This is a genomic window from Nocardia sp. 852002-51101_SCH5132738 (assembly GCF_001665695.1).
In the GTDB taxonomy this organism is placed as follows: domain Bacteria; phylum Actinomycetota; class Actinomycetes; order Mycobacteriales; family Mycobacteriaceae; genus Nocardia; species Nocardia nova.
Genome location: NZ_LZML01000210.1, coordinates 44,032 through 56,694 on the forward strand (window position 1 = coordinate 44,032; position 12,663 = coordinate 56,694).

General features: G+C 68.5%; 13 protein-coding genes. 11 read left to right on the forward strand and 2 right to left on the reverse strand.

What is annotated here, in order from left to right:
* Positions 1-14: 14 nt before the first annotated feature.
* From A5789_RS33115 to A5789_RS33135, 5 genes are all read left to right on the forward strand, one after another.
* Positions 15-467, forward strand: a complete 453-nt coding sequence (locus A5789_RS33115; RefSeq protein ID WP_030513603.1) for an Lrp/AsnC family transcriptional regulator — start codon at positions 15-17, stop codon at positions 465-467.
* 76 nt (positions 468-543) lie between these two features.
* Complete coding sequence (lat, locus tag A5789_RS33120; RefSeq protein ID WP_228794961.1) at positions 544-1,896, forward strand: L-lysine 6-transaminase; 1,353 nt, start codon at positions 544-546, stop codon at positions 1,894-1,896.
* A 146-nt stretch (positions 1,897-2,042) separates the two neighbouring features.
* Complete coding sequence (locus tag A5789_RS33125) at positions 2,043-3,683, forward strand: acyl-CoA carboxylase subunit beta (RefSeq protein ID WP_064905707.1); 1,641 nt, start codon at positions 2,043-2,045, stop codon at positions 3,681-3,683.
* A 206-nt stretch (positions 3,684-3,889) separates the two neighbouring features.
* Positions 3,890-4,225: an acyl-CoA carboxylase subunit epsilon gene (locus tag A5789_RS33130; RefSeq protein ID WP_030513606.1), complete on the forward strand. Its 336-nt coding sequence runs from the start codon at positions 3,890-3,892 to the stop codon at positions 4,223-4,225.
* 1 nt (position 4,226) lies between these two features.
* A complete protein-coding gene (locus A5789_RS33135; RefSeq protein ID WP_063015939.1) occupies positions 4,227-4,952 on the forward strand; it encodes a nucleoside triphosphate pyrophosphatase in 726 nt (241 codons plus the stop codon).
* Here the strand turns inward: A5789_RS33135 and A5789_RS33140 are convergent.
* Positions 4,860-5,651 carry a metalloregulator ArsR/SmtB family transcription factor gene (locus tag A5789_RS33140; RefSeq protein ID WP_064905705.1) on the reverse strand — a complete coding sequence of 264 codons (792 nt, stop codon included), beginning with the start codon at positions 5,649-5,651 and terminating at the stop codon, positions 4,860-4,862. The genes A5789_RS33135 and A5789_RS33140 overlap by 93 nt on opposite strands.
* Before the next feature lie 158 nt (positions 5,652-5,809).
* Here A5789_RS33140 and A5789_RS33145 point away from each other — a divergent pair, with 158 nt between their 5' ends.
* Together A5789_RS33145 and A5789_RS33150 are read left to right on the forward strand one after the other, a co-directional pair.
* Complete coding sequence (locus A5789_RS33145; RefSeq protein WP_064905703.1) at positions 5,810-6,739, forward strand: sulfurtransferase; 930 nt, start codon at positions 5,810-5,812, stop codon at positions 6,737-6,739.
* A 121-nt stretch (positions 6,740-6,860) separates the two neighbouring features.
* A complete protein-coding gene (locus A5789_RS33150; protein WP_063015942.1) occupies positions 6,861-8,663 on the forward strand; it encodes an acetyl/propionyl/methylcrotonyl-CoA carboxylase subunit alpha in 1,803 nt (600 codons plus the stop codon).
* A 91-nt stretch (positions 8,664-8,754) separates the two neighbouring features.
* Here A5789_RS33150 and A5789_RS33155 read toward each other — a convergent pair whose 3' ends face one another.
* Positions 8,755-10,266: a serine/threonine-protein kinase gene (locus tag A5789_RS33155; RefSeq protein ID WP_064905701.1), complete on the reverse strand. Its 1,512-nt coding sequence runs from the start codon at positions 10,264-10,266 to the stop codon at positions 8,755-8,757.
* Between the two features lie 290 nt (positions 10,267-10,556).
* Between A5789_RS33155 and A5789_RS33160 the strand changes: the two genes are divergently transcribed.
* The 4 genes from A5789_RS33160 to A5789_RS33175 all read left to right on the forward strand — a co-directional run bounded on the left by A5789_RS33160 (position 10,557) and on the right by A5789_RS33175 (position 12,640).
* Positions 10,557-11,012, forward strand: a complete 456-nt coding sequence (locus A5789_RS33160; protein WP_064905699.1) for a DUF1707 domain-containing protein — start codon at positions 10,557-10,559, stop codon at positions 11,010-11,012.
* The gene (locus A5789_RS33165) at positions 11,012-11,350 is read left to right on the forward strand and encodes a hypothetical protein (RefSeq protein WP_064905696.1); all 339 of its coding nucleotides are present in this window, start codon (positions 11,012-11,014) and stop codon (positions 11,348-11,350) included. The genes A5789_RS33160 and A5789_RS33165 overlap by 1 nt, the downstream gene beginning before the upstream one ends.
* A gap of 132 nt (positions 11,351-11,482) precedes the next feature.
* Entirely contained in the window at positions 11,483-11,719 is a 237-nt protein-coding gene (locus A5789_RS33170; protein ID WP_064905694.1) for a hypothetical protein, read from the forward strand.
* Positions 11,720-11,842: 123 nt separating this feature from the next.
* A complete protein-coding gene (locus A5789_RS33175) occupies positions 11,843-12,640 on the forward strand; it encodes a biotin--[acetyl-CoA-carboxylase] ligase (RefSeq protein ID WP_227462897.1) in 798 nt (265 codons plus the stop codon).
* Positions 12,641-12,663 lie beyond the last annotated feature (23 nt).

Here is a 12,663-nt window from a genome sequence, read left to right on the forward strand (position 1 = left end):
GTTAGCCTTCGCTGATGGCGGATGCACCTGCGAAACCTGTTCTCGACGACATCGATCGGCTCCTGATCCGCGAATTGATGGCCGACGGCCGGGCCACGCTATCCAATCTCGCCGAGAAGGCCAGTCTGTCGGTATCCGCGGTGCAGTCGCGAGTGCGCCGGCTCGAGGCGCGCGGCGTGATCCGCGGATATTCCGCGAAGGTCGACCCGGAGGCGCTGGGACAACTGCTCTCGGCATTCGTCGCGATCACTCCTCTCGATCCCTCGCAGCCCGACGATGCTCCGGCCCTGCTCCAGCACATCCCCGGCATCGAGGAATGCCATTCGGTGGCGGGGGAGGAGAGCTACATGCTGCTCGTCCGGGTGGCCTCGCCCCGGCATCTCGAACAGTTGCTGCAGGAGATCCGCGCCACCGCCAATGTCCGCACCCGAAGCACCATCATTCTGCAGACATTCTATGACAGGTGAGACCTGATCGTAATTTATACGTTTGCTCGTAGTGAAACCGTAAATATTTTCGTATCCTGTGGGTGTGACCCTCGAACTGGAGCGCCCCGGAACGGCCGACGCGGAGGTCACGAACCCGGCGTCGGTCACCGCCTCGCGCGTACACGACATCCTGTCCGCCCATATGCTCGCCGACGGTTTCGATCTGGTGCTGGACCTGCGCAGATCGCGGGGACTCGACCTGGTCGACGCCCGGGACGGCACCGTCTATCTGGATATGTTCGGCTTCTTCGCCTCCTCCGCGCTGGGGATGAACCATCCGGCGCTGGCGGCGAACGCTCGCTTTCGCGCCGAACTCACCAGGGCGGCGCTGAACAAGCCCAGTAATTCCGATGTCTATACGGTCGCGATGGCGCGCTTCGTCGACACCTTCGCGCGGGTCCTGGGCGATCCGGCGCTGCCGCATCTGTTCTTCATCGACGGCGGTGCGCTAGCGGTCGAGAACGCGCTGAAGGTCGCCTTCGACTGGAAGAGCCGCCACAACGCGATGCACGGCCGCCCGGCCGAACTGGGCACGAAGGTGCTGCATCTGACCGGCGCCTTCCACGGCCGCTCCGGCTACACGCTGTCGCTGACCAATACCGACCCCATCAAGACCGAACGATTCCCGGCCTTCGACTGGCCGCGCATCGAGACCCCCTATCTGCGCCCCGGCATCGACATCGAGGTCGCCGAGCAGCGCGCGCTGGCGCAGGCCTGGGCCGCATTCGCCGAAAATCCTTACGACATCGCGTGTTTCATCGCCGAGCCGATTCAGGGCGAGGGCGGCGATCGGCACATGCGACCGGAATTTCTCCGGCGCATGCAGCAGCTGTGCCACGAGCAGGACGCGCTGTTCATCGTCGACGAGGTGCAGACCGGCGTGGCGATGACCGGGTCGACCTGGGCCTACCAGCAGTTGGGCCTGCGACCGGATGTGGTCGCCTTCGGAAAGAAGACGCAGGTCTGCGGAATCATGGCCGGCGGGCGCGTCGACGAAGTGCCCGACAACGTGTTCGCGGTGAGCTCGCGGCTCAATTCCACCTGGGGCGGCAACCTCGCCGATATGGTGCGGGCCCGCCGCATTTTCGAGGTGATCGAATCCGACGACCTGGCCGCCCGCGCGAAGGAGTTGGGCGCGCTACTGCTCGACCGTTTGCGCGCGCTCGCCGACCGGCACGAGCGGCTCACCGATCCGCGCGGTCGCGGGCTGATGTGCGCGGTGACACTGGATTCCGCCGAACTGCGCGATGCCGTCCTCGCGGAACTGCGCGAGCGCGAACGGGTACTGCTCCTCGGAACCGGTGAGCGCGGTATCCGGTTCCGGCCGCCGCTGACGGTCACCGCCGACGAACTCGAGCGGGCGGTGGATGCCCTGGATCGCGTCCTCGCGGGCATGGCCGATCGCTGACGATTCCCAGGCTCGCGCGAGCGTGTCCGGACCGTCGTTGTGGCACTTCACCAGCGCTTTTCTGCTGGCGGGTAGCCAATAAGGGTACTGGTCGGTAGCCCCCACTGGAATTCCGCCGGGCTGCGCCACTGGTTACACTCCGGGGCATGACGAGTGTCCAGAGTCAGCCTTCGCCGGGTTCGGCGGGCGCCCCCGATATCCACACCACCGCAGGGAAGCTGGCTGATCTGCGCAATCGGCTGGAAGAGGCCAAGCACCCGATGGGTGAGGGCGCGGTCGAAAAGGTCCACGCCAAGGGCAAGCTGACCGCGCGCGAGCGCATCCTGGCCCTGCTGGACGAGGGTTCGTTCGTGGAGATGGACGCGCTCGCCCGGCACCGCAGCGTCAACTTCGGCCTGGAGAACAACCGTCCGCTCGGCGACGGCGTGGTCACCGGCTACGGCACCATCGACGGCCGCGACGTCTGCATCTTCAGCCAGGACTCGACGGTGTTCGGCGGCAGCCTCGGTGAGGTCTACGGCGAGAAGATCGTCAAGGTCATGGACCTCGCGCTCAAGACCGGCCGCCCGTTGATCGGCATCAACGACGGCGCCGGCGCTCGCATCCAGGAGGGCGTGGTCTCGCTCGGCCTCTACGGCGAGATCTTCCACCGCAACATCCAGGCCTCCGGCGTGATCCCGCAGATCTCGCTGATCATGGGCGCCGCGGCGGGTGGGCACGTGTACTCCCCGGCGCTGACCGACTTCGTCGTGATGGTCGACCAGTCCAGCCAGATGTTCATCACCGGCCCGGACGTCATCAAGACCGTCACCGGTGAAGAGGTCACCATGGAGGAGCTGGGCGGCGCCCACACCCATATGGTGAAGTCCGGTACCGCGCACTACGTCGCCTCCGGCGAGCAGGACGCGCTGGACTGGGTGAAGGACCTGCTGAGCTACCTGCCCAGCAACAACCGCGCCGAGGCCCCGCGCTTCCCGGCCAGCGACCCGATCGCCGGCGCGATCGAGGATTCGCTGACCGAGGAGGATCTCGAGCTCGACACCCTGATCCCGGATTCGCCGAACCAGCCCTACGACATGCACGAGGTCATCCGGCGACTGGTCGACGACGACGAGTTCTTCGAGGTGCAGGCCGAACGCGCGATGAACGTCATCGTCGGCTTCGCCCGCATCGACGGCCGCAGCGTGGGTTTCGTGGCCAACCAGCCCACCCAGTTCGCCGGCTGCCTCGACATCGACGCCTCGGAGAAGGCCGCCCGGTTCGTGCGCACCTGCGACGCGTTCAACATTCCGATCATCACGCTGGTCGACGTTCCGGGCTTCCTGCCGGGTACGGGCCAGGAGTACAACGGCATCATCCGCCGCGGTGCGAAGCTGCTCTACGCCTACGGTGAGGCCACTGTGGGCAAAATCACGGTCATCACTCGCAAGGCCTACGGCGGCGCGTACGACGTGATGGGCTCCAAGCACATGGGCGCCGATGTGAACCTGGCGTGGCCCACCGCCCAGATCGCCGTCATGGGCGCTTCGGGCGCGGTCGGCTTCGTCTACCGCAAGAAGCTGCAGCAAGCGGCCGCGGAGGGCGCCGATGTCGACGCCCTGCGCCTCGAGCTGCAGAACGAGTACGAGGACACGTTGGTCAACCCGTACGTGGCGGCCGAGCGCGGTTACGTCGACGCGGTGATTCCGCCCTCGCACACCCGCGGCCAGATCGTCGCGGCGCTCCGCTTGCTCGAGCGAAAGATGGTTACTCTTCCGCCGAAGAAGCACGGCAACATTCCGCTCTGATCCGACGATATGTGCGGTAGCGGAGGCACACTTTCCGGGAGAGTGGCGAATTCGTACCGCGCACGATTGCCGCATCCGGGTGAAGATGGTAGGAAAAGGCCCTCATTCGATGAGGGCCGCACGAATACCGTTCGCGGCGTGGGTTCGTCCCGCGCCGTGAACGCCGGGCCCTCTCGGTCCGGCACAGAACAGGAGGAGTTGGCGCTGTGACGGCTGTGGCTGACGAAGAGATATTGCGCGCTGCCGAATTGGATTTGGCGGTCGACGAATTCGGTGACGGCGACACCAGGCTCGCATCCGACACCGCTGTCGTCGAGGCCGAGGTCGGCCACGGGCCGGTCATCCGCGTTCTGAAGGGTTCGCCCACCGACGAGGAACTCGCCGCTCTGGTCACCGTGTTCGCCGCCGCGGGCGCGAACGCCGACGCGGCGCCGCAGGATCAGGGCCCGGTGGACAACTGGGGCCGGCCCACCATGATGCACCGCGGTACCTCGCCGTTCTCTCCCTACGCCTTCCCCTATCTGTCACACATCCGCGGCTGACGTGACGGGATTCGTTCTCGGCTCCGCCTCGCCGGCGCGACTGCAGGTGTTGCGTTCGGCCGGGCTGGATCCCGTGGTCCGAATATCCGAGGTCGACGAGGACGCGGTCGCCGCGGCGCTCCCGCCGGACACACCACCCGCGGGCGTGGTGACCGCTCTCGCCCGAGCCAAGGCCCACACCGTCGCCGCCGCGTTGATCGCCGACGCCGCCGCGTCCGTGGAGGGCCCGGCCGCCCCGGATTCCTATGGCCTAGTGGCCGCGCGGGCCCCGCGCTTGGTCGACGACTGCGTGGTCGTCGGCTGTGACTCGATGCTGCTGGTCGGCGGCGTGCTGCAGGGCAAGCCCCATACCCCGGACGTCGCCCGCGCCCGCTGGGCCGAGATGGCCGGGCGCAGTGCCGATCTGCTCACCGGCCACTGTGTGCTGCGCGTGCGCGACGGCGCGATCGTCGCCGACGCCCAGGACTGCAGCACCACCACCGTGCATTTCGCCGATCCCGGGCCGGCCGAGCTGGATGCCTATATCGCCACCGGCGAGCCGCTGCGGGTGGCCGGTGCGTTCACCCTCGACGGAATGGGCGGCTGGTTCGTCGACCGCATCGACGGTGACCCGTCCAGTGTCATCGGAATCGGCCTACCGCTGCTGCGTCGCCTCCTGGGCGACGTGGGCGTCGGAATTGCGCAACTGTGGTTCCGTGCGCAGCTGCGGGCCGACGCGATTGGCTGACGGCGTCGGTAGTCGCGGTCCGGGCCCGGCCTGATCGGGGATGTGGGCGGGATCCGGGAGCGTGCTCGCCAGTGCCTCCAGATGGATCACGCACAGTTCCGGGCCCACGAACGGGTGCAGCCGGACGTTGACCGCATCGCGTCCGCCGTTGCGGTCCAAGACTTCGCGCATCAGGCCCTGATGCACACCGCAGACCACCTCGGAGTGGGTGCGCGCCAATTCGCGCAGCGGGCAGGCGGTCAGGCGGATGTTGAGCTGGTCGCCGGTTTCGGAGGCGGGATCGCGCTCCGGGGCGAAACCCAATTCGGAGCTCACCGTGACCGCGACATCGCGCGCGTCGTCGAGCGAGGCGATGGGCTGTTCGAGCTGTTCGACCTTGGCGCCCCACGCGCGACCCGCCGTCACGGCCAATTCGGAACGCCGGCGGGGATCACTGCCGAGCTGATCGGCCAGCACCTGCGCGAGATCTTGATAACCGACCGATCGCTGCACCGCCGTGTATCCGATGCGCGGGCGGCCGCGGCCGCGGGGCGGCTGCTGGAATTGGCGGACCAGCGATTCCCGGGTGAGAACATCCAGATGAAAGCGGACGGTGGTGACGTGCTGTCCGGTGATGCGCGCCAGTTCCTGGGCATCGAGAGGCTCGCTGGCGCTGCGTAGGATCGCAAGCAGGCGCCGTCGTGGCCAAGAATCGGACATAGCTCACCCCTCCTCGCATGTGACTTTATCGGACGAAGCTGCGACTTAATCGCGCTTCATCCGATTCGTGATGTGAAACCGACGGCGCACATTGTTCGCACCTACGATCGGTACTGCCCAGCCGCCCATCGTCTACCACGCGTGAAGGATCTTCCACCGTGCCCGTCGCTCCGGACTCTCATCCATCCTTCGGCTCTCATGCATATCCACAACGATTGGTAACCACTGAGTGGCTGTCGGCAAACATCGGTACGCCGGGCCTCGCGATCGTCGAGTCCAACGAGGACATCCTGCTCTATGACATCGGCCATGTGCCAGGGGCGGTCAAGATCGATTGGCGCGCCGAGCTTACCGATCCGCTCACCCGCGACGTGATCGACGGCGCCCGTTTCGCCGAACTCATGCGTGCCAAGGGCATCGCTCGCGAGGACACGGTCGTCGTCTACGGCGACAAGGCCAACGGCACCGCCGCCGCCACCGCGTGGGTCTTCGGCCTGTTCGGGCATCCGGATGTGCGGCTCCTCGACGGCGGCCGGGACGCGTGGATCTCCGAGGCTCGCGACACCACCTTCGAGGTGCCCGACGCCGGGCTGGGGGAGTATCCGGTCGTCGAGCGCGACGATCGCAGCGCCCGGGCCTTCCTCGAGGATGTGCGCGCCTGCCTGAACGACGGCGGAACGGGCGCCGGACTGGTCGACGTGCGCGCGGTGGGGGAGTACACGGGCGACGACGACCGCATCCGGGACCGCCCGGAGGAACAGTCACTGCGCGCCGGGCACATTCCGACCGCGATCAACATCCCGTGGACCGCGGCGGTGGGCGGCGACGGCCGATTCCGCAGCCGGTCGGAGCTCGAGGAGATCTACGCGCCGCTGCTCGGCGCCGAGGACACCATCGTCTATTGCCGCATCGGCGAACATTCGGCACACACCTGGTTCGTGCTGACTTCGCTGCTGGGCGTGGCGAATGTGCGTAACTACGACGGCTCCTGGACCGAGTGGAGCAACGCTGTGCGCACGCCGATCGTCAAGGGAAGTGAACCGGGTTCGGCTCCGGCCGCCGTGTCGGCGGCGGCACAGTCGGTCTAGGGTGTTGTTCACGTCACGGGGGTCCGGGCTACTGTTCGGTAGCCCTATCCCTGTTCGGAGTCTGTTGGCACACTGCCTACACTCACCCGAGACGTAAGTTGTCCAAAGCACAGGAGGCTCAGTGCCCAGCCATGCCAGCGCGCAGATCACGAAAGTCCTGATCGCCAATCGGGGCGAGATCGCGGTGCGTGTGATCCGGGCCGCCAAGGATGCCGGTATCGCCAGTGTCGCCGTGTACGCGGAACCGGACGCGGACGCGCCATTCGTCAAATTGGCCGATGAGGCATTCGCGCTCGGGGGGCAGACCTCGGCCGAGTCGTACCTGGTCTTCGACAAGATTCTCGACGCGGCGCGCAAGTCCGGCGCCGACGCGATCCACCCCGGTTACGGCTTCCTGTCCGAGAACGCGGATTTCGCCCAGGCCGTCCTGGACGCCGGGCTGATCTGGATCGGCCCCTCGCCGCAGTCGATTCGCGATCTGGGTGACAAGGTCACCGCTCGCCACATCGCCGAGCGCGCGCAGGCTCCGATGGCTGCGGGCACCAAGGATCCGGTGAAGGACGCGAACGAGGTCGTCGAGTTCGCCGAGCAGTACGGCGTCCCGGTGGCCATCAAGGCCGCCTTCGGTGGTGGTGGCCGCGGCATGAAGGTCGCCCACACCATCGAGGAGATTCCCGAGCTGTTCGACTCCGCCACCCGCGAGGCGACCGCCGCCTTCGGCCGTGGCGAGTGCTTCGTCGAGCAGTACCTGGACAAGGCCCGCCACGTCGAGGCCCAGGTGCTGGCCGACAAGCACGGCAACGTCATCGTCGCCGGCACTCGCGACTGCTCGCTGCAGCGCCGGTTCCAGAAGCTGGTCGAGGAGGCGCCCGCGCCGTTCCTGTCCGACGAGGTCCGCGCCAAGATCCACGAGTCCGCCAAGCGGATCTGCAAGGAGGCCGGCTACTACGGCGCCGGCACCGTGGAGTACCTGGTGCAGGGCGAGACCGTGTCGTTCCTCGAGGTCAACACCCGCCTGCAGGTCGAGCACCCCGTCACCGAGGAGACCTCGGGTCTGGACCTGGTGCGCTGGCAGTTCCGCATCGCCAACGGCGAGGAGCTGACCATCACCGAGGACCCGACTCCGCGCGGCCACTCGATCGAATTCCGCATCAACGGTGAGGACGCCGGCCGCGGATTCCTGCCCGCACCGGGCCCGGTCACCGTCTACAAGGAGCCGTCCGGCCCCGGCGTGCGCGTCGATTCCGGCGTGGTCGCGGGCAGCGTGATCGGCGGACAATTCGACTCGATGCTGGCCAAGCTGATCGTCACCGGCGAGAACCGCACCCAGGCGCTGGAGCGGGCCGCGCGTGCGCTGGCCGAATACGAGATCGAGGGCCTGGCGACGGTGCTGCCCTTCGACCGCCACATCGTGACCAACCCGGCGTTCGTCGGTGACGGCACCAAGTTCGACGTCTACACCAAGTGGATCGAGAACGAGTGGGAAAACACCATCGAGCCCTACACCGGTGGCCGGCCCATCGAGGACGAGGACGAGGGTGCGCGCCAGACGGTGGTCGTCGAGGTCGGCGGCCGTCGCCTCGAGGTGTCGCTGCCGGGCCAGTTCAGCGTGGGCGCGGGCGCGGCCGGCGCCGCGGGCAACGGGGCGGGCGTGATCCGCAAGAAGCCCAAGCCGCGCAAGCGTGGCGGCGCGGGCGCCTCGGCCGCCTCCGGTGACGCCGTCACCGCGCCGATGCAGGGCACCGTGGTCAAGGTGGCCGTCGAAGAGGGCCAGTCGGTCGAGGCCGGCGACCTGATCGCCGTGCTCGAGGCCATGAAGATGGAGAACCCGGTCAACGCGCACAAGTCCGGTGTGGTCACCGGTCTGGCCGTCGAGGCCGGCGCCGCCATCACCCAGGGCACCGTGCTCGCCGAAATCAAGTAGGCAGCAAGCGATTTCGTGAAGAACCCCGCTCCACGACGGAGCGGGGTTCTTCACGTTCTGGGCAGAGAACCGACGGCAACCCGCACGAGACCTAACCGGCGTGCGGAGAGTGTTGTTTGCCGGGCTCTGTCGGTTTGTCGTGCTTGTTCTCGGAATAGCTTGTGGCATGCGGGATTTGGAAGGGCGGCGGCAGCACGCCGGTGGGGAAGGGCAGCAGCCGCGGTGGGATGACCGCGGTCGTGTATCCCGGTTCCGGGGTCGTCGGGGCCGCGGTGGTCGGTGCGGGGGTGGTGACCTCGGGAGGGGTGGTCGACTGCTGGTCGGAGGGAGTGCGGGAGCCGCTGCTCAGCAGGGCCGTGCACCCGGCGACGACCGCGAGGGCGACGATGGCTGCGCCGATCAGCGCGGCGGCGACGGTGAGGGCCGAGCGGCGTGGCGGTGCGGGTGAAACCTGCTGTGCCGCTGAGGACAAGGGATGCGGCCGGCTGGATGGTCCGAGGGCTGCGGGCGGTGCGAGGGCATCGGCCGGTGTGCCCGGGCCCGGCAGGAAGCGAGTCGGGCGTGCCGCACCGCGCGGCCGCCCGGCCGCGGCACCCGCGAATCCGGGCACGGGGGCCGGTCCGGAGTCGGATCGTCTGGTCGTCGCGGGTTGCGCGGCCGCCAGGGGCGAAGGACCGAGTTGTCCGCGTGCCGCTGGTGCGGGCCCGGGCTGCCCGCTCGCCTCCGGTGTCGCGACTGGATGCGGCGTCTGCGACTGCTCGGATTGCAGGACCGGCGGTGGGTGGTCGACGGTGGTCGTTCCCGCCGCGGCCCGGGCCGCCGCCGCCAGCTCGCCCGCGGTGCGGTAGCGGTCGTCCGGCCGCTTCGCCATCCCGCGGGCGACGACGGCGTCGAGCGCGACGGGGACGTGAGCGGCGACCGCGGAGGGGCGCGGCGGAGGCTCGTGCAAATGGGCGTGCAACTGCCGGACCGCGTCGGTATCACCGAACGGCCTTTGCGCGGTGAGGCATTCGTACAGCACGCAGGCCAGTGAGTACACGTCCGAGCGGGAGTCGCCGTGCCCGGTGAACCGTTCCGGCGCCATATAGGCGAGCGTGCCGACCGTGAAACCCGTTGCGGTGATGGTGGTTTGCCCCGCCGCGCGAGCGATCCCGAAGTCGATGAGATACGCGAACCCGCCGGGATGCACGATGATGTTGGCGGGCTTCACGTCCCGGTGCACCAGCCCGGCCGCGTGGGCGGCGTCGAGTGCCTCGGCGATCTGCGAGATCAGATCGATCGACTCCGGCACCGCCATCGCACTCGACCGCACCAGCCGCGCCAGATCCACACCCGGGATGTAGGCCATATCCAGGTACAGCCGCCCGGCGTATTCGCCGAATCGATGGATCGGTGCGATATGCGGATTGTCCAGATGCGCTCCGATCCGGGCCTCGCGCTCGAACCGCCGCCGGTAATCCGCGTCCTCGGCCGCGCTCCCGGACAAGATCTTCAGCGCGACGGTCCGCGCATCCGCCGGGTCGTACGCCAGCCACACCTCCCCGGCCGAACCCCGGCCGAGCAGTCGATCGAGGCGGTACCGCCCGAACTCCCGCGCCGTCATCGCATCCGCCCGAGGTGCCTACCGGGCCGGATGAAGGGGCCGGGGGTACGGCGGCTCGCCGGTATCGTCCGCGCCCCGAGCCTCGCGTCGCTGGTCTGCGGCCGCGTCTCGGTACTCGGCTGTGGTGCTGGACCGGTCGTCGCGGCGACGAGCGGGGCGGCAGCGGTGCCGATGCCGCGCTGGCGGAACATGAGACCGACGATAGTGCGGATGTGCGGCCGGCGGTACCGCGGGTGGAATGCCGCGACGACGGGCCCGCTCACCGGCGCCCCGCGCGGTAATCTCGTGCCATGGCTGATTCTCCCGACGTCCGCATCGGTACCGCGGAGCGCGAGCAGGCGATGCAACGCCTGTCGGAGCACTTCGCCGCCGGGCGGTTGTCGGTCGCCGAGTTCGACGAGCGCAGCGGCCTCATCGCCGCGGCGGTGACGCGAGGTGATCTGGCGCCGGTGTTCAGCGACCTCCCGGCCGTCGTGCCGGAGCCGCCGGAACCGCCGGAACCGGCCGCCGCGCAGCCGGGTGGGCGGCGCGAGTTCGCCGGTTCGATGATGGGCCTGGTGGTGATCATCGCGCTGGTGCTGTTCTTCACCACCCATACTTGGCTCTGGTTCCTGCTGATCCCCGCGGCCGGCATCATCACCGGCGGCCTCCAGCAGCGCGGCCACGATCGCCGGTTGCTCGACGGCGACGACCACCGCCTGCTCGACCGCCGCCGCCGTCGCCGCGACCGTCGCCGGAGGTTCTGATGGAACCGATCGAAATCAACGCCGGCAGTTGGTATCTGCGTGCGCTGCGTGCCGACGACCGCATCGACGACCGCCCGGCTCTGGCCGACGGCGGCATCACCGACCCCGGCTATGTCGAACGCCGTGCCCGCGAATGGGAGGAACAGACCGGATATTCGTGGGCGGTGTGCGAGCCGACCACCGCGGAACTGGTCGCCGAGATCGTGGTGACGCCGCAACCCGATGGCACCGTGGAGATTTCGGGCTGGGCGCGCGAGGGCTACGATTCCGCGCTACAGTCCGGCCTGACCGCGGTGAGCCGATTCGTCGCCGGGGCCCTGGGCCTGCAACCTCTGTAAGGCGCGCCGAACGCTCTGTGCCGCAGCCCTTTTCGCGTCGAGCGGGTGGGGTCGCCGATTAAATCGGTGGATTGTCGGGGTTCCGTACCCGTACCGTGAAGACTCCGAAATCAAGCACTGGGGAGGTGCGCGATGTGGGAGTGGAGTAAATCGGTCGCGGAACGGGCCACCGCGACAGCGTGGACCCGGTCGGCCGGGGAGCCGGAGCCGACCGTCGTGGATCCGGAGGTCCGGGCCGAGCGGCCGGACGAGCAGGCGCCGGAAGAGCTCGGCGAATGGGCCTCCGACGCCGTCATGGCATATGGCGGAGAAGGCGCCGGCGGACCGGTGCGCTCGGTCCATCTGCCGGAGTACGACCTGGCCCGATGAGAGGAACCGGGAGGCGGGTGCCGCTCACATGGCGGTGCCCGCATCTTGGTCCCGCCCCCGGGCGAACCGTCCGATTGGAGCGGCACAACGACCGTCCGAGCAGGCAGGAGTAGCCTGCGAGGCGTGCAGAGGCCACCGTTGGACGCCGATATCCTGCGACATGCCGTCGCCGAACAGCCCGACCTGTCGTTCTTCTCCCACATCGATGTGGTGGAGTCGACCGGTTCGACCAATGCGGATCTGATCGGCGTGGCGGGCGATCCGTCCTCCGATCGGAGGGTGCTGGTCGCCGAATATCAGGACCGCGGTCGCGGCCGCCACGAACGGTCGTGGGTGAGTCCGCCGCGCGCGCAGATCGCCATGTCGATTCTGGTGCGGCTCGGCGGTATCGAGCCGGCCGTCCTCGGCTGGTTGCCGCTGCTGACCGGTGTCGCCGTCGTCGACGCGGTCCGCGAAACCACCGGACTGGACGCAAATCTCAAGTGGCCCAACGACGTTCTGATCGGCGGCCGCAAGGTGGCCGGCATCCTGGCCGAGGTCGCCTCCGGGGCGGGCGCGCCGGCGGTCGTGGTCGGCGTCGGGCTCAATGTGAGCCTCGCCGAGGACGAACTGCCTGTGCCGCATGCCGTTTCGCTCACCCTGGCCGGTGCGGAGAACGTCGATCGCAACGAGTTGGTCCTCGCCCTGCTGCGCGCCTTCGCCCGCCACTTCACCGAATGGCGGACCGAGAACTGGAATGTCACGGCGCTGGCCGACGCCTACCGTGCCCGGTGCGCCACCCTCGGCGCCGACGTGCGGGCGGAACTGCCCGGCGGCGAGGTCATCACCGGCGTGGCCACCGATATCGACGCCTACGGCCGCCTGATCATCGGCGATCGTTCGGTATCGGCGGGCGACGTCACTCATCTTCGCCCGGCATAGCGGGCCGAATCAGGGGGTAGGGT